This is a genomic window from Paenibacillus antarcticus, from assembly GCF_001637225.1.
Classification (GTDB): domain Bacteria; phylum Bacillota; class Bacilli; order Paenibacillales; family Paenibacillaceae; genus Paenibacillus_AQ; species Paenibacillus_AQ antarcticus.
Genome location: NZ_LVJI01000006.1, coordinates 122,805 through 140,396 on the forward strand (window position 1 = coordinate 122,805; position 17,592 = coordinate 140,396).

The 17,592-nt window shown below is 41.7% G+C and carries 17 protein-coding genes and 1 pseudogene; 14 read left to right on the top strand and 4 right to left on the bottom strand.

The window, feature by feature from the left end:
- The first annotated feature begins 66 nt into the window (after positions 1–66).
- The 9 genes from PBAT_RS05235 to PBAT_RS05275 all read left to right on the top strand — a co-directional run bounded on the left by PBAT_RS05235 (position 67) and on the right by PBAT_RS05275 (position 10,148).
- A complete protein-coding gene (locus PBAT_RS05235) occupies positions 67–1,593 on the top strand; it encodes a spore germination protein (protein ID WP_068647446.1) in 1,527 nt (508 codons plus the stop codon).
- An 8-nt stretch (positions 1,594–1,601) separates the two neighbouring features.
- Complete coding sequence (locus PBAT_RS05240; protein ID WP_169810081.1) at positions 1,602–2,783, top strand: Ger(x)C family spore germination protein; 1,182 nt, start codon at positions 1,602–1,604, stop codon at positions 2,781–2,783.
- Complete coding sequence (locus PBAT_RS05245) at positions 2,776–3,000, top strand: hypothetical protein (RefSeq protein ID WP_068647226.1); 225 nt, start codon at positions 2,776–2,778, stop codon at positions 2,998–3,000. The genes PBAT_RS05240 and PBAT_RS05245 overlap by 8 nt, the downstream gene beginning before the upstream one ends.
- A gap of 36 nt (positions 3,001–3,036) precedes the next feature.
- Positions 3,037–4,101, top strand: a complete 1,065-nt coding sequence (locus PBAT_RS05250; RefSeq protein WP_068647228.1) for a GerAB/ArcD/ProY family transporter — start codon at positions 3,037–3,039, stop codon at positions 4,099–4,101.
- A gap of 116 nt (positions 4,102–4,217) precedes the next feature.
- Positions 4,218–5,060 carry a uroporphyrinogen-III synthase gene (locus PBAT_RS05255; protein WP_068647230.1) on the top strand — a complete coding sequence of 281 codons (843 nt, stop codon included), beginning with the start codon at positions 4,218–4,220 and terminating at the stop codon, positions 5,058–5,060.
- A gap of 348 nt (positions 5,061–5,408) precedes the next feature.
- Entirely contained in the window at positions 5,409–6,050 is a 642-nt protein-coding gene (locus PBAT_RS05260; protein ID WP_068647232.1) for a ThuA domain-containing protein, read from the top strand.
- A gap of 15 nt (positions 6,051–6,065) precedes the next feature.
- On the top strand, positions 6,066–6,383 hold the full coding sequence (locus tag PBAT_RS05265) for a phasin family protein (protein WP_068647233.1): 318 nt from the start codon (positions 6,066–6,068) through the stop codon (positions 6,381–6,383).
- Positions 6,383–8,053 carry an ABC1 kinase family protein gene (locus tag PBAT_RS05270; protein ID WP_068647235.1) on the top strand — a complete coding sequence of 557 codons (1,671 nt, stop codon included), beginning with the start codon at positions 6,383–6,385 and terminating at the stop codon, positions 8,051–8,053. Before PBAT_RS05265 ends, PBAT_RS05270 begins: the two co-directional genes overlap by 1 nt.
- 373 nt (positions 8,054–8,426) lie before the next feature.
- Positions 8,427–10,148, top strand: a complete 1,722-nt coding sequence (locus PBAT_RS05275) for a DEAD/DEAH box helicase (protein WP_068647237.1) — start codon at positions 8,427–8,429, stop codon at positions 10,146–10,148.
- 136 nt (positions 10,149–10,284) lie between these two features.
- Here the strand turns inward: PBAT_RS05275 and PBAT_RS05280 are convergent, their stop codons facing one another.
- Positions 10,285–10,650, bottom strand: coding sequence for a response regulator (locus PBAT_RS05280; RefSeq protein WP_068647239.1), 366 nt, complete (start codon positions 10,648–10,650; stop codon positions 10,285–10,287).
- 227 nt (positions 10,651–10,877) lie between these two features.
- Here PBAT_RS05280 and PBAT_RS05285 point away from each other — a divergent pair, with 227 nt between their 5' ends.
- The 4 genes from PBAT_RS05285 to PBAT_RS05300 all read left to right on the top strand — a co-directional run bounded on the left by PBAT_RS05285 (position 10,878) and on the right by PBAT_RS05300 (position 14,886).
- Positions 10,878–11,222 (top strand): DUF3243 domain-containing protein, encoded by a 345-nt coding sequence (locus PBAT_RS05285; RefSeq protein WP_068647242.1) that lies wholly within the window; start codon positions 10,878–10,880, stop codon positions 11,220–11,222.
- A 196-nt stretch (positions 11,223–11,418) separates the two neighbouring features.
- On the top strand, positions 11,419–12,435 hold the full coding sequence (locus PBAT_RS05290) for an LLM class flavin-dependent oxidoreductase (RefSeq protein WP_068647244.1): 1,017 nt from the start codon (positions 11,419–11,421) through the stop codon (positions 12,433–12,435).
- A 156-nt stretch (positions 12,436–12,591) separates the two neighbouring features.
- Positions 12,592–13,068, top strand: a complete 477-nt coding sequence (locus PBAT_RS05295; RefSeq protein ID WP_068647246.1) for a glutathione peroxidase — start codon at positions 12,592–12,594, stop codon at positions 13,066–13,068.
- A gap of 186 nt (positions 13,069–13,254) precedes the next feature.
- Positions 13,255–14,886: a formate--tetrahydrofolate ligase gene (locus PBAT_RS05300; protein WP_068647247.1), complete on the top strand. Its 1,632-nt coding sequence runs from the start codon at positions 13,255–13,257 to the stop codon at positions 14,884–14,886.
- Between the two features lie 83 nt (positions 14,887–14,969).
- On the opposite strand, the gene PBAT_RS05305 is transcribed toward PBAT_RS05300, so the two are convergent.
- The 3 genes and pseudogenes from PBAT_RS05305 to PBAT_RS05310 form a co-directional block, all read right to left on the bottom strand.
- Positions 14,970–15,401 carry a TetR family transcriptional regulator C-terminal domain-containing protein gene (locus tag PBAT_RS05305; RefSeq protein WP_338045663.1) on the bottom strand — a complete coding sequence of 144 codons (432 nt, stop codon included), beginning with the start codon at positions 15,399–15,401 and terminating at the stop codon, positions 14,970–14,972.
- 9 nt (positions 15,402–15,410) lie between these two features.
- Positions 15,411–15,572, bottom strand: a pseudogene (locus PBAT_RS26295) (TetR/AcrR family transcriptional regulator); the annotation flags it as partial.
- 142 nt (positions 15,573–15,714) lie between these two features.
- Complete coding sequence (locus tag PBAT_RS05310; RefSeq protein WP_068647251.1) at positions 15,715–15,975, bottom strand: hypothetical protein; 261 nt, start codon at positions 15,973–15,975, stop codon at positions 15,715–15,717.
- 286 nt (positions 15,976–16,261) lie between these two features.
- Between PBAT_RS05310 and PBAT_RS05315 the strand changes: the two genes are divergently transcribed.
- Positions 16,262–17,482, top strand: coding sequence for a GNAT family N-acetyltransferase (locus PBAT_RS05315; RefSeq protein ID WP_068647253.1), 1,221 nt, complete (start codon positions 16,262–16,264; stop codon positions 17,480–17,482).
- Positions 17,483–17,592 lie beyond the last annotated feature (110 nt).

The following is a 17,592-nucleotide window of genomic DNA, read 5'->3' on the forward strand; positions in this document are numbered from 1 at the left end:
AAATAATGGAGGTGATCAAGTGTGAGTAAATCAGGGGGTTCTCAGGGATTGATATCTACTAGTAATATGTTGGGTCTTCCATCTCCACCTATTGAGGAGGAGCACATACAGAAAGACCTGGCACGTAATATAGAGATGGCCAAGAAGATATTCTCAGATAGTTCAGACATGGTATATCGGGATATTCAAGTGGCACAAGATCAGAAGGCGTTCTTGTTCTATATAGAAGGGATTGTAGATTCTCAGGAAATAGAATCTCAAATGCTAAAGCCATTCATTATAGGTTACGTTGAGAATGAAGATAAGAAATCTATTGATACGCCTCAGAATTCACGCGTGTCGCTGTTACAAGCATCAAAGGGTACGACATGGGGAGATGTCATTACTGCTGTTATTAACGCCAGCGTCGTATTACTGATGGAAGGGTCCAATGAAGCACAAATCTTTAATGTAAGAGGTGGCGTTAGACGTAGCGTCGAAGAGCCACAGACGGAGTCTGTTATCCGGGGTCCTAAAGAGGGATTCACTGAAACTATAAGGGTTAATACGGCATTGATTCGCTTCAAAATTAAGACCCCCAAGCTTAAGATGGTTAGCTTTGTGATCGGAGAAGAGACCAAAACAGATGTTGTTTTGTCCTATATTGATGGATTAGCTGACCCTAAACAGATTCGAGATGTAACCAAACGCCTAAAGGATATTAAGATTGATGGCATACTCGAATCGGGGTATATTGAAGAACTTATTGAGGATCATCCTTATTCTCCTTTTCCACAGATGCAATATTCGGAGCGACCTGACACGGTTGCTGCCCAGTTATTGGAGGGATCCTTTGCTATTTTAGTTGACGGTACACCCTTTGTTCTGATTGGCCCCGTATCTCTATGGCAATTGATGCAAGCGAGTGAGGATTACTATGAACGATTCTTTATTAGTAATTTCGTTCGATTTCTGCGTTACATTTTTGTATTGATCGCTATATTTCTTCCAGGCTTGTATATAGCTGTGCTTACCTACCACCAAGATATGCTGCCTTCAACCCTTTTACTGAGCGTAGCGGCAGCTCGAGAAGCCATTCCCTTTCCCCTTCTAGTTGAAGCATTGATGATGGAAGTCGCATTTGAAGCTCTACGTGAAGCAGGGATCCGCCTACCTAAGACAGTAGGACAAGCGGTGAGTATTCTGGGAGCACTCGTTATTGGCCAGGCAGCAGTGGAAGCGAGAATTGTCTCGGCTCCTATGGTCATTATTGTATCTTTGACTGGGATAGCCTCTTTCACGATCCCTCGGTTTAATCTGGCTATTACCGTTCGCTTGCTACGATTTCCACTGATGATTATGGCAGGCACATTAGGATTATTCGGAATCGTGATTACTACGATGTGGATTCTAGTTCATTTATCACAGCTGACCTCCTTTGGAATCCCTTATCTTTCGGGAATTAGCCCATATTACAAGAAGGATCAAAAGGATATTTTTGTTCGTGCACCATGGTGGAGAATGATTCATAGACCGCAAGAAATGGCGAAAGATAATAATCAACGAATGAAAGAAGAAATAAATGGAACTCCTAAGCCTGAAAAAGGTTGGTGAAAATGATCATGAGAAAGATATTGACTATCACTGCGATGATACTGATGTGTCCTGTATTCTTAACGGGCTGTTGGGATCGTAGAGAAATTAATGATATTGCCTTTGTATTAGGTACTGCTGTGGATAAGGAAGGTTCAGCGTATCGTACGAGCGTACAGGTTGCTTTGCCAGGAGAGCTTGGAGGTGCTAGTGGTAAAGGTGTGAGTGGAGGTAAGGGCTGGTATATTGAATCTGCATTAGGGAAAACCATACGTTTATCAACATCAGCTGTTCAGAGAAGTAACTCCCGAGAGTTAAACGCATCGACTCGTCGTTCACTTATTATAGGAGAAGAGTTAGCACGAGAAGGGATCTCTTCCATGTTGGATATATTTACAAGAGTACCTCAGAATCGACTCCTCTCTGTAGTGGCAGTTACAGAGGGACCTGCTTATGAAATACTTAATACGGATGCACTCATAGAACCGTATCCATCAGAAATGGTTCGTGAGTTGATTCTTAGTTACACGAAGAACCCCATTAGAATTGTAACGCTATTGGATGAATTATTGTCTGAAGGACTTGACGTTATACTCCCGATCATTAAAGTGGATCCTTCCGTACCTCCTAAGGTGGGTGAAGTTGTAAAAAATATTAGTATTGATGGCTTAGCTATATTTAAAGGTGACCAAATGGTAGGAACTCTAAAAGGAGACCTTGCCAGAATCATCATTCTCGGAATGAATCAAAATAAAAGTATAGAAATGACAATACCTGCTCCTATGGGTGAGGGAACTTTAGAGATCTTATTCAGACATAGTCACGTGAAGCTAGTTCCTAAGATTCAAGGGGACGATGTGACTATGCAAGTTAATATGCAGTTGGTGGGTACAGTCACGGAGTCAGCATCTGACTTTAGTCCAACGAGTAACATGGGTATGCGTAAATTAGAAGAATCCGTACAAGAGAAAGTCAAAAGCGATTTAACGAAAGCGTTAGCAGTGTTGCAAAATCAGTATCATGCTGACAGTTTAGGGTTCGGACAAACCATTCAACGCAAGAAACCCAAAGATTGGGACCGATTGAAGAGCCGGTGGCAGGACATATATCCTCACGTCAAAGTGGAGATTGCTGTGGATATGCATCTTGAGACTGTAGGTCAAGCTCTAGAACCAATGGGACTTCCTGAAGAGGAGGTTATCCATGACTAACCTACCACTATCACTGACTATAATTCTAGTTATCATTGCCTTAATACTTTGGTTGGATTGGAAGGTTCTTCGTACGCTTCCTCGATCCAACCGTTGGATTACCTGTTCTTTGTTTGTCCTAAGTCTGGGCATACTAATATACAGTATCAAATTCGATAAAGTCATAAGTCCAACGGCGTGGATTGGGCAAATGATCAAGCTTTGGATGCCATTTTAATAAGGAATAAGGAATAAGGATTAGGAGGGGATCAATGTGAACAAAATAACGCATCGTCAAATCATTATTCTCGGTTTCGCCTATATGTTGCCGTTTGCTATCAATGAGGTTCGTTCGCTATCAGCTGCGAAACAGCATACCTATATAACTTATATGGTAGCAGCGGCTATATTTGCGGGTATTCTATGGATGCTATCCCGGAGCGCGAAACGGTTTCCTGATCAAACCTTATTCGAATCGCTAACGGTTAGATTTCCCATTATTGGAAGGGTAATATGCTCACTCTATCTTGGGTTTTTCTTCTACATCTTAGCACGCGATATTAGAATCATGGCTGATTATACGAATGTGATATTACTACCTAATACACCGTTAATATATATTTCTCTCTGTATTGTAGGTACAGTGATCTTCGTGACAAGGGGTGGTATGAGAACCTTAATATCCTTGTCGGAGTTCATGGGTCCTCTATTTATCTTATCCCTGCTATTCATGCTAATCATGCTTCTCAAGGTTCTTGATCTTGGGAATATCATGCCTATCTTCCATTTGAGCATCCCGGGGATCAGCGAAGGTACTTGGCTTGTATTATCTTCAACAGGCCAGATCATTGTGTTGCCATTTATTATATCGAGCAAGGATTATCGCTATCGAGATCTATTTAAATCACTTGTTATAAGTACGCTGTTAATTGTTCTTGTTGTATTGATGTTAATATTAACAATAGGAGTACCCGTTGCGGAAAGGCTAATGTATCCCAGTTATGAACTCGTTCGAGAGATTAGAATTGCAGACTTCTTGGACAGGTTCGATCTATTGTTGGTAGCTGTATGGTACCCTCTTATTTTCATTAACATGGCCATCAGCCTATATGTTATTTGCTATGGACTCAAGATTATGATACCTTCTATTTCTGGTAAAATGATGGCAGCGCCGATTGGATTACTGTCGTTTTCCTGTTCTTGGTGGTTCTTTCATGATGCAGTTCAAATGTTAGACTTCAATCATCAATGGCCATGGATTGCTATTGTATTCGAGATTATTATTCCAATTGGGATTTTTCTGATCCTTCGCCCGCGTAAAACGCCTTTGAAAAATTAAACATTCAAGTAGGAATAGAATGGATATGGTATAATTGACAGACGGTCAGGCATGAATATATTGATATTTATGTAACTCCACGTGCCTCTGCTAGATATGTTGAGGGGGAAATGAAGATGGCTCAGAAGATGATTGGTAAAGTTGTAGCGTTAGCTGCGTCTCGAAAAGTCGCTGAAATGGGTAAGTTAATTGAGAATATGGGAGGTACGCCCGTATATCGCCCTGCACAAGGAACGGTTTTTCTAGACGATGAACTGCTTCGTGAAGGATTAACTTCTTGGATTGAGAATCCACCACAATGGGTGATCTTGACGACGGGTATAGGTCTTGAAGCTTTATTTGATATGGCTGAGAATATGGGAGTAGCAGATAAGTTCCTAGAGATTTTGTCCGCATCGTCTATTGCTGCTAGAGGATACAAAACGGTGAACGCATTGAAAAAACGTCATTTAACGCCTATCGTGCGGGATGATGACGGTAGCAGTGAAGGACTTATTCGTTCATTTGAGTCATATCATATAAAAGGTGCTAGTGTAATCCTACAACTTCATGGAGATCCAGCACCGAAACTTACAAAGTGGTTGGATGAACAGGAAGCAGTAACAAGACAGATTCTTCCTTATCGTCATGTTGCTCCAGAAGAACATCATTTAGAGCAACTGGTACAAGATATTGTACATTCTAAAGTAGATGCTGTAACATTCACAAGCGCACCGCAGTTCCGATTTCTCGCTGAGTATGCTCGTGTACATAACCAACTGAACGCTATGATTGCTGCATTTGATGGCCCAGTCGTAGCAGTAGCTGTAGGGAAGATTACGGCTCAAGCCTTGAAAGAAGAAGGAGTTCAACGCATTATTGTACCGGAAGAAGAAAGAATGGGTAGTATGATGGTCGCGTTAGGGCGATATTTCGCTATTCAAGTGGACAACGAAGCGGCTGCATCGACTGAAGAATAGAATACTAATAGGTGCAATAATTTCCTAAGCAAACACAATGAAGATTTCAATGGTGCGCCCAAGGGGTTGTACCATTTTTAGTTTCTTAATGAAATGTATAAATGTAGCATATTTGTTTATTAAAGAGGTTTTATATATCTTGTGTTGAATGCTATTAACTGTGGTATAGAATAGCAGGAGGCATGAGAATGATAAGAACATTATGGAATGGAAATAGACGTAGGTTACGTATGATTTATGATTAATAGACTCGAAGGAAAACTTGGAAATTCAATAAGGGAAATATGCTGTTGTTAAGGATGGGTACCTGGCAGCGATTACCCTGGTAACATTAGGAGGAATATATATATGAATACGAATGCGAATACAAATAAAAAATGCCTGCTATTAGGGGATTATACACATCCTAAATTTCATCCATTGCAAGGGGTGGATACGCAGATTAGTCATATATTGAATGATGAGATGAGTGTACAGTGTAGTGAGAACAAGAATATGTTACTGGATAACAATATTCAACAGTTCGATCTTTGTATCTCTTACATAGACTTGTGGGATGAAAAAGTATCTCCACAGCAAACAGCTGGTCTAACGTCATATGTTAGTCATGGTGGAGGGCTGCTCATTATTCATAACGGGATTTCACTTGGAGGGAGATACGAGTTATCTCAATTAATGGGAGGCAAGTTTGTCGGTCATCCGACGTATCAACCTTTATCCTTCCGTCAAAGTGGAGAACATAGGATAACCAAAGGTGTTGAGCCTTTTGAAATGGAAGAAGAACCGTTCCAATTTGAATTCGATAATTTCACGGAGAAGCAGATCCTATTGGAGTATAAGTTGGATGAACAATGGTATCCTGCCGCTTGGACACATACGTATGGTCTTGGTCGTGTAACGGTTCTAATGCCTGGACACCATGAACCTTCATTTAGACAACCGGCATTACGGAAATTTATTCACCAAGCAGCACTTTGGACATCTCGTTAATAGGAGGAATTGAATATGAGTGATCTGTTTAAGAAAGCTATTTCTTTAGGATTGGGTCTTACGATGGTTAGCAAGGAGAAAGTTGAAAGAATCGTGGATGATCTCGTGACCCGTGGTGAACTTGCACCCGAAGAGTCCAAAGCATTGGTTAGTCGCCTAATTGAACGGGGAGAGGTTGAACAAGGTCAGTTGAAATCTCTTATTCTTGAGCAGGTGAATCGTATTCTAACAGATCTCCATGTACCTACAGGAAATGATATTACGATCCTTGAACAGCGTATAGCTTCATTGGAGAGTAGAATCGTGGAACTGGAAACACCGAAGGTTGAATAATGGCCGTACGTCTTAGGCATACCGGGCGATACCGTGAAATTGCTATGGCGCTTATACGTCATGGCTTCGGTTATATGGTGGAAGAACTTGAACTGTTCCAGGTTCTTACACTTCCGCGTCGATGGATTACACATGAATCTCTGGAGACGAAGACGATAGGTGAGAGACTTCGGCATGTGCTAGAAGATCTGGGACCTACGTTTATTAAGCTGGGTCAGTTAGCAAGTACGCGTTCTGATCTTTTACCAGATGATATTATTTCGGAGCTGGTTAAACTTCAAGATCAGGTGCCTGCCTTCTCCTCAGAAACGGCTCGAGGCATACTAGAACAAGAATTGGATATAACGATTGAAGATGCGTTCTCTTGGTTTGAGGATACCCCTATTGCAGCAGCATCCATAGGGCAAGTGCATATGGGTAAGCTAAGAACAGGAGAGACCGTAGCAGTCAAAATTCAACGTCCTGGCGTTATGAAAATGGTCAGCCGTGATCTTGATATTATCAGTGGTTTAGCAGAAATGATTGAGAAGCGTTGGGAGTGGGCGAGGCAATACCAAATGGTACGTATCGTTGCAGAACTAACGAAGTCCATCATGGCAGAATTAGATTACAGTCAAGAAGCACGTAATACGGAGAAGATTTCATTACAATTTCAGAATGACCGCCATATTTATATTCCTCATATCTATTGGGAGTATACGTCTTCACGTGTACTTACAATGGAGTATATTGAAGGTATTATGTTAAGTCGTCGTGATCAACTGCTTGATAAAGGTTATGACCTTAAGGAAATTGCTGAACGTGTTACCAATGGTATGCTACACCAAATTTTCATCGAAGGATTCTTTCATGGTGATCCTCATCCAGGAAACCTTCTGGCTCGGAAAGATGGGAGCATTGCCTTCATTGATTTTGGTATGGTAGGTCGTATAAGCGAGGATATGAAAGATCAGTTATCTGCTCTAATTATCGCATTAATGCGGAAGAATACAGACGGTATGGTACGTGCCATTCTAAAATTAGGATTATTTCCAGAAGAAGGGGATATCTCCTCACTACGTGCTGATCTGGATCGCTTGAGGGACGAATATTATGATATTCCTTTCTCAGAGATTAGTATGGGGAAGGCCCTGAACGATTTATTCGGAGTAGCTCGCCAACACCAAATTATAATTCCACCGGATTTAACGCTTTTGGGTAAAGCTTTATTGACCTTAGAAGGTGTAATGGAGAAGCTCGATCCCTCTCTAAGTATTATTGACATGGCTGAACCGTTTGGGAAGAAGTTATTGAAAGAAAGATTCAGTGCAGGGCGCTTGCAGAAGAAATTGGTTGGAGGAGTAGCAGAATTGCTCGAAGGAATGTTGGAACTTCCGGGACAAGCTCGTCAGCTGTCAACTCTTATTAGTAAAGGTAAAGTTAAGGTAGAGATGAATATACCTGAATTACAAGCATTAATGCGTAAGATGGATCAGATCAGTAATCGACTCTCCATGAGTATTGTATTACTTGCTTTCAGTATTATTATGGTGGGACTCATTATCGGCTCTGCTATAAATAATCCCTCTTCTGTGTTATGGCATCTTCCGGTAATTGGCCTTGGGTTTACAGTCGCATTATTTATGGTGATATGGTTGCTGTATGGGATCTTTAAATCCGGAAGGTTCTAGATTGGGAAATGTTAAGTTTTAACGAATCTTGTGCTTCATTGCGAAGTAGAAACGGCTTTGCTGCCATTAGAGGCGGTAAAGCCGTTTCTACTTACGTGCTGCCGTGTTACAATGGGGATTAGGTTCTATATGAGACGAATTAATCCGTGTTGAAGGCGTTATGTTTTTTGTGCAGTTTCCGTATGGATTACACAGCAATTGATGATACTTCCTACAAAGAGTTATTAATGAATGATAAGGGTGTAACATAAACTTACGGCACGAAGGGCTACGTTATTATGGCGGCTTGTAGAATTAAGGACGGAATGGTCAAGCTTGTTATACTAGGTTGTCAATCTGTCATATAAAAATAAATTAAAACGAGGTGAAAGATTTGCCCAAATTTCAAGACTTAGGCATTTCGACAGAATTAGATAAAGTTATTTATACACAAGGGATTACTGAACCAACCCCTGTACAACATGAAGCCATTCCATTGCTTCTAGCAGGACGAGATGTTATTGCTCGTGCTCGTACGGGAACAGGCAAAACGCTAGCATTCTTATTGCCGATCATGATGAAGATAGATGCCAATCGTCAATTTCCTCAGGCATTAATTGTTGCTCCAACACGTGAGTTAGCTTTGCAGATTACAGAAGAATCACGTAAGTTGGCACGCAATACAGATGTTAAGATCCTTGCTGTGTATGGTGGGCAGGACGTTGACAAACAGTTACGTAAGCTTGAAGGTGGACGTCATCTTATTATTGGTACACCAGGGCGTTTGTTAGACCATCTAGGTCGCGGTACGCTTGATCTTGGTGGCGTGAAGATGTTAGTACTAGATGAAGCAGATCAAATGCTTCATATGGGATTCTTGAATGACGTTGAGACATTAATTCAAGCATTACCATATCGCCGTCAGACGATGTTATTCTCAGCAACAATGCCTGCTGAGATCAAAAGAATCGCAGCTGCGTATACGACGGATGCTGAAGATATCATTATTAAAGGTGAGAATTCCCTTGTTCCCTTGGAACATATTCGTCAAGTTGTTATCGAATGTTCTGACAGAAACAAGCAAGAAGCACTATTTAGTATGATTAATGAATACAACCCGTATTTGGCTCTGGTATTCTGTCGTACGAAACGTCGTGCGAAGATGTTGAATGAGGCACTTCGTGAGAATGGATATAATTCAGACGAACTTCATGGCGATCTATCTCAGGCGAAGAGAGAAGGCGTTATGAGAAAATTCCGTGAAGCCAAATTGCATATTCTAGTTGCAACGGATGTAGCAGCACGAGGATTAGACGTTGAAGGTATTACACATGTATTTAACTATGATATCCCACATGATGTAGAGAGCTATATTCACCGTATTGGTCGTACCGGTCGTGCTGGAGATAAAGGTCTTGCGATTACGCTTGCGGATCCTAAGGATAAGCCAGAAGTGCAACGCATTGAGCTTGAAATCCGTCACAAAATTGAAAAATTACGTTATGAGAATAACAATGGTAAGAGTGAATTCAAGAAGATGAATGTATCGAGTGCTGCGGGTCAAGCTTCAAGAGGAAAAAGCCGTGACAGTGGGGATTTGAGCAGTCGTGGACAGTCCTCGGGTCGTAAACAGACTTCTGGATGGCAGAATAAAGATGGTGGCAATCGCAGAGGTAGTGGACGTGGCGGTAGTGCACCGGGTGGCGAAGCCCGCGGTGGCAATCCACGTGGAGGCGAAGCCCGCGGTGGAAGTTCACGCGGAGGCGAAGCCCGCGTAGGTAGTACATTCGGAGGCGAAGCTCGTGGAGGAAGTTCACGCGGAGGCGAAACCCGCGGAGGTAGTACATTCGGAGGCGAAGCCCGTGGAGGAAGTTCACGCGGAGGCGAAGCTCGTGGAGGAAGCTCACGCGGAGGCGAAACCCGTGGAGGTAGCACATTCGGAGGCGGAGCTCGTGGTGGAAGTTCACGCGGAGGCGAAGCTCGCGGAGGTACATTCGGAGGCGGAGCTCGTGGTGGAAGTGCAGCGCGTGGAGGCAATGCAAAAGGTCCTTCGGCAGGGCGTTCCAGTAGCCGGAGTACAAGTGGTGGAAGTAAAGGGTATTCTCGTAAGAAATAAGGTTAACGTAATTTAAAGGAGAGGGGTTATAACCCCTCTCCTTTTTGTATGCCATAGTGAGTATTCTCTTTTGAGTGATAGCACGAGGAAATGGTTGGCGGTTGGTACATTTCGTGCAAAAGAGGGTGTTAGCATACTATTTAATATCAAGGACCTTGTTAATAGCTTCGATCACGCGTTCCTCTTGAATAGGTTTAACAATGAAATCCTTTGCACCTGCTCGAATGGATTCGGTAATCATGGATTGTTGGCCTAGAGCAGAACAGATGAGAACTTTAGCTTTAGGATCAATCTTTAATATTTCTTTGAGGGCCGTTACGCCACTCATCCTAGGCATGTTGATATCCATGGTGACCATATCGGGACGCAGTTCAGAATACTTCAAGACCGCCTCATATCCATTTTCCGCCTCTGCAATGACAACGTGGCCCATACTTGTGATAAGTTCCTTTAATATCAGTCGCATAAATAGTGAATCGTCAACTACTATAATGTTTGCCATGCTAGTTCCTCCGTATTGAAACAAAATGTCACTGCACTGATATGTTTGCTAACTTACTTTATATCGACAGTTTTACCCTTTTTGTGAAGATGATGGATTGAGTGCTACTAATATTAGATTAAGTCTGGGGAATACGAATTGAGCAAGGTGCCAATGCTAATTCTACAATATCCATTAATCAGTCTTAAGTAGAGGACATAAGGTCAATAGCTTAAAGGAGGTTCACCATGTCAGAGCATAATCACGTAGTGAATAAAGATGGAGAAGTAGATATGGCTAAAGTAGACGACGTATTAGATAGGATTAGTGAGGGTCGTAAGGAGGGTATTCTCTCTGATTTCGAATCGTTCCAGAAATACTTAAATAAAAGAATTGATCTTGGGAAGTCCATAGGACTTAGTGATGAGCAGTTAGTAGGTATGGCTGAGAAAATTGCTAGTTATTTGTCACACAATGAAGAACCACGTAACCATGAAGAGAAACTTTTACAGGAGCTTTGGAAAGTTGGAACTCCAGAAGAGCAACATGGTTTGTCTCATTTATTAGTGAAATTGGCCCAAAGCTCTTCCTGATCGTAGGAGTACTTTCTTCCACATGAGAGTGTAACGACCTCATGTGGTTTCTTTATGTCTAACAGATGACTAAGTAATGTACGACATGGTATTAATTTAGTGTTGATCGGACATAGTTCATTGATGGAATGACATACCCGAATGGTATAATGTAAGCATCTTTCATCATTTTTACTAAGAGAGGTCTTGACGACTTATGATAAAACTTAGCATGTTGGATCAGTCTACCATTTCAGAAGGAAGTACATCGGTAGAAGCACTTGCTCAGACCGCCATTATGGCCCAAGAAGCGGAGAAGTGGGGATTTCATAGGTTCTGGGTGTCGGAGCATCATTTTTCAACAAATTTGGCTGGATCGAGCCCTGAAGTGTTAATTTCTCATGTTGCGGCTAAGACGTCAACGTTACGTGTAGGTTCAGGTGGTGTTATGCTACCTAATTACAGTCCTTATAAAGTGGCAGAGAACTTTCACGTGTTAGAGGGGTTGTACCCAGGACGAATCGATTTAGGTGTAGGGCGTGCTCCAGGAGGTATGCCACTTGCTACACGTGCACTTCAGGAGGGAATAGACCGAGCGGAAGATCGTTATTCGGATAAGTTAGATGATCTAATAGCTTATATTCATGATACGTTAAGTGAGGAACATCCTTATGCTGGTCTGATCGCCACCCCTACAGTAGATACAGTACCAGAGATATGGCTACTTGGATCCAGTGGAGATAGTGCGGTAATTGCTGCAGAGCGTGGTGCAGGTTTTGCTTTCGCTCAATTCATCAACGGACATGGTGGCAGTCAGTACATGAGAAAGTATCAGCATAATTTTAAACCTTCAGTAGTATTCAGTGAGCCGCAATCCTTGGTAGCCATCTTTGCTATTTGTGCAGATACCGAGGAAGAGGCGAATAGACTTGCTTCGAGTATGGATCTTTCTTTGCTTCGGTTAGGAAAGGGTTCGAAGTTGATGGGAACTCCTTCTGTGGACAAAGCAATAAATTATACATACACTCCGTATGATAGATTTCGTATGGAAGAGAATCGGAAGCGAGTTGTCATAGGGAATCCTTCGCAAGTGAAAGAGCAGATTCTACAAATATGTGAAGACTACAATACACATGAAATAATGATCGCTAGCATCATTCATAACTTTGAAGATAGACTCAAATCGTTTCGCCTCATAGCGAAGGCATTCGATCTTGCTCCGATTCAATCCTAATGCGAATAACCTTGCAAAGTTATGTCTAATCACGACTGTTGTATGGCGATTCTCGCCGCTAATTTGGATATTAACGCTATTTCTTATATGATTAAGGAGAACGTTAGATCCAATGGAGTTCAATCTGTCATAATCGATAATTGAGGGGGAACTAGGATGTCCGTATACGAGTTTACAGTAACTACTCCGGGTAACAAGCAAGTTTCTTTGGAGCAGTACAAGGGTAAGGTACTTATCATTGCCAATACAGCTAGTAAGTGTGGATTGACGCCACAGTATGGCGATCTTGAAACATTGTACAAGGAATATCGTGAACAAGGATTAGAAATTTTGGGTTTTCCATGCAATCAATTCGGTGGTCAAGAGCCAGGTAGCAGTGAAGAAGCGGAATCCTTTTGCCAAGTGAACTTCGGTGTGACCTTCCCTGTATTTGCCAAAGTAGAAGTGAATGGCGAGGGAGCAGATCCATTGTTTCAGTACTTGAAAGAACAACAATCAGGTGCTGGTGAAGACAGTGCAATTCAATGGAATTTCACGAAGTTCTTGGTCAATCGTGAGGGACAAGTTGTTGAACGTTTCGAGCCGAAGACATCCCCAGAGACGATGGTACAGGCGATTAAGGAATTGTTGTAATTACACATCATAACCAAGTCTACCGAAAAGGTAGGCTTTTTCTTTTTTTTGTCACCATTGGATTCCGTGATGCGATTAGTCTCATATATTTCTAGGTTCCTTTCGGTTACAATAGTGGTTATCTGATTACATAATGATAGAGAATAGAATATATTTACAGAATATTAATGGGGGTTGCTTGAGTACATGAGACCTATTGTTGAAGTAGCTAAAGATATCGGAATCGCGGATGAGCATTTAGAGCTGTACGGTAAATATAAAAGTAAAATTAATCCCAGCCTTTGGGAAGAGGTTAAGCATCGTACAGACGGTAAGTTAGTCCTTGTGACTGCCATGAATCCAACGCCCGCGGGTGAAGGAAAGACATTGACTACGATCGGCCTTGCACAAGGTTTGAATGCGATAGGACAACCTACCATTGCTGCACTTAGAGAGCCTTCACTCGGACCGTGCTTCGGAATGAAGGGTGGAGCAACAGGAAGCGGTAAGGCACAGATTGTCCCTGCAGATGACATCAATCTTCATTTCACAGGAGATATTCATGCTGTAACATCCGCTCATAATTTATTATCTGCAATGATTGATAACCACGTATTTCATGGAAATGCCCTACGATTAGATTCGAAGCGAATCGTATGGAAACGTGCTATGGACATGAATGATCGGAGCCTGCGTCAAATGGTAACCGGACTTGGAGATGGGAACGGTAACGTTAGAGAGGCAGGTTTTCTCATTACGACAGCTTCTGAGATTATGGCTGTTCTATGTCTTAGCGAGAACTTGTCAGACTTAAGGAATAGGTTAGGTAGTATGGTCATTGGATATAACGAAGCGGGAGAAGCCGTGACAGCCGTCCAATTAGGCGCAGTAGAAGCCATGGTTATTCTTCTTAAGGAAGCGATGAAACCGAATCTCGTTCAAACATTAGAAGGTACACCTGTTATGGTACATGGAGGACCTTTTGCTAATATTGCACATGGATGTAGTAGCGTCGTTGGCACAAGGTTATCATTGAAACTGGCCAAGATCGTCGTAACAGAGGCAGGATTTGGAGCAGATTTGGGCGCTGAGAAGTTTTTTGATATTAAATGTCGCCAAGCGAGTCTAACTCCAGCAGCAGCTGTCCTTGTCGTTACGCTCAAAGCACTCAAGTATAACGGGGGTGTTCCAAAGCAGGAGCTTGAGTACCCTAATATTGATGCATTACATCAAGGACTATGTAATATGGATAGACATATCGAGAATATTCGTAAATTCGGAGTACCTGTATTGGTTGCTATTAATCATTTCGAAGGAGATGACTCTGAAGAAATCAAGCTAGTACAACAACGTTGCCAACAACTTGGAGTACGCGTAGAAATATCGAAGGTATGGGCTGAAGGAAGTGCTGGGGCAATACAATTTGCGCAGACGCTTGTGGAACTTCTAAACAATGAGAATTCAAACTTTACTACATTCTATAAGGATGAATTGGATATAAAGTCGAAGATTGAAAAGGTAGTGATAGATATTTATCGAGGTGCGGGTGTATCCTTCTCACCGTCAGCTATACGAGGACTTGCCGAGATTAACCGACTCGGTTATGGTAGTCTTCCTGTGTGTATGGCCAAAACACCATATTCCTTCTCAGATCAACCACGCCTGCTAGGTGCTCCAGAAGGATTTACGATGCATGTTAAAGATGTCTCTTTGTCTGCTGGTGCAGGATTTGTCGTTGTTCACACAGGAAATATTGTGACCATGCCTGGTCTGCCTAAGTCTCCTGCCGCGGAGCACATGGAAATGGATGATGATGGTGTGATTACAGGATTGATTTAGTTGGAATTCTTATACTTAGAGATATACGAAAGGCTTATACCTATCTAGAGGTATAAGCCTTATTTGCTGTGAACAATATCATGTTATGATCTCTTAGCAATACCATACAGAAATACATCTATCGATTTCTTGTATATTTTTAACGCTTGATCTAAGTTGGTGTTTTGCGTCATTTCGCCAAGTCCATTTAATAATCCTTCGAAGATAATAGCAAGGATATTGATTTCGTCTGGACCTAAAACAAAATCCCCTTGGTTAACACCCTCTTGAAGCAATATCTCGTTAAATTTCACACGAGCGAGCATGATTTGAGATATTTGTTCTTGAATATCATCTTTCACCCATTTATTAGAGTAGAATTCATTTGCTACTTTGGTTAATGGATGATTAAATCCATTCTTGACTAAGTAATCTGCAATACCATACATTTTGTCTGTAAAGGTAGCATATAAGGGTTCCAGTTCACTCCACTGTTCTTCCCATTCGCGTTCCCATTCTTGTAATAGAAAGAGCATTAGTCCCTCTTTGCTCTTGAAGTGATAATAGATATTTCCTTTGCTACTGCCTGTTGCGGCAGCGAGGTCTTCAATGGATGTTGCTGCATATCCCTTTTGAATAAATACATGGCGTGCTGACTCAACGATTCGTCTTCTCGTCAGCTCACTCGCTTGCTGTTTTTTATTCAGTTGATTTCAACTCCTATTAACTATGAACTCATTATTGTCATTGTAAGTGTCATTACGATAAATGTCATCATGAATCTAACGATCCTCCATCGATGCTTACCCCACTGAACAGAAATAATAAAGCAGAGTAGAAGAGCGAAAGCTACACGAATATACAGTAATTTATATTGTAATCAAATAAAAATCCAGCAATAACAGGCTCTGCAATGTTTTCAAGGCCAGTGTAGGCGGTGTTCATACCCGCAACGAAACGCTGTTCTTCCCTAACTAATCGGGACATAATCCGAGCGTATTTATATAATTGGGCATAATAGGAGTGACCAGTCCTATTCCTGCAAATACTAAAAAATATGTTGAACATAAGTAGCAGTATGGCATCGTTATTACGGGTTAGTAAAGACATAGTAGCATGTTCTCCTAGTGAGTTAGATTTTATAAGTGGAATTTGAACCGATGTTAAGAACATGGTAGACTTTTTATAGGCTCGCCTCATTTGATTGTTTGTAGGGGAATACTCCATCTACGGAAATGAGTGGCTTTTTTGTTACATACAGTTGGGGTATTAACAGTCGTGATTTCACATACCTGTATACGTAAGAGATTGAAATTATTTCTCTTTTGTATAGTTTGCAATGTAGAAATAGAAACTAATGGGTATGGGTGTTTAAACAAATGGAGGGTTATAAGCGATGAATCGCCGTAGGTTGCAAGACAGACTCAAATTAAAGAGTGTCGAAACGATACACGGGGAGCAGTTTAATGATTTGCTGCGTTATGTTTTTCAAGTGACCAACCGTGATTTACAAACATTCGGCTGGGAGAATAGGGAGATTGCACAATCCAAGTTACCTATTCTGAAGCATGCTGATGTATTAGGTTGGTTTGATGGCGATAAGCTCATATCACAACTTGCTGTGTACCCTTTTCAGGTGAATCTATTTGGTCGTATTTATGATATGGGGGGGCTGACAGGCGTTGGAACTTACCCCGAGTATGCCAATTTGGGCTTAATGAATAAGCTCATGTTACACGCCTTAAGCAATATGAGAGATCGGAAACAATCGATTTCGTATTTGTACCCGTACTCGATTCCCTATTACCGTCGTAAAGGTTGGGAAATTATATCCGATAAAATCTCTTTTGAAGTTCAAGATACTCAGCTACCGAAGCTGAAAATGGTACCAGGTAATGTAGATCGTGTAACGATTGAGCATCCGGATATCAAGAAGATCTATGAGGAGTTTGCTTTACAAAATCATGGGGCAATGCTTCGTAACGAACTGGCATGGGAAGAGTATTTGCGCTGGGATTTGGATGACATGACAGTAGCCATTTATTATAACAGTGACGAGAAGCCAATGGGGTATCTCTTGTATTGGATATCTGAGGAAGTCTTTCATATAAAAGAGATGATGTATCTTGATGAAGAGGCACGCACAGGATTATGGAATTTCGTTAGTGCTCACTTTTCGATGATAACCTTGGTTAAGGGTGATATTTATAAGGATGAGCCGCTCGCGTTCATACTTGATGATGGCGATATTAAGGAGACCATTGCCCCGTATTACATGGCTCGGATTGTTGACGTTGCACTCTTCATTGAGCAGTACCCATTTCAACTTCAAGAAACGGATTGTCAGCTGGTATTCAGTCTGCACGACCCCATGCTCGAATGGAATCAAGGAACCTTTACATTAACCGTGGATAAAGCGGGGAAGGGTTACTTGAAGGAAGGTGGAGGTAAACCTTCTGTCACGATAGACATACCGACAATGACCACGATGTTTATGGGTTACAAACGCCCAACGTATCTCGCAAGGATAGGTCGTATGCAAAGTGATGATGCAAGCGTCCAATTGCTTGAGAAATTAATTCGTACGGAGCACCCTTATTTTTCAGATTATTTCTAAATCCCATTGGGGGATACATTAAATATGCTCACACAAACAAACCAACTCTGAATAGAGTCGGTTTGTTTGTGCTGTAGTTCTTGAATTCTAATACCAAGATGATGCACTAA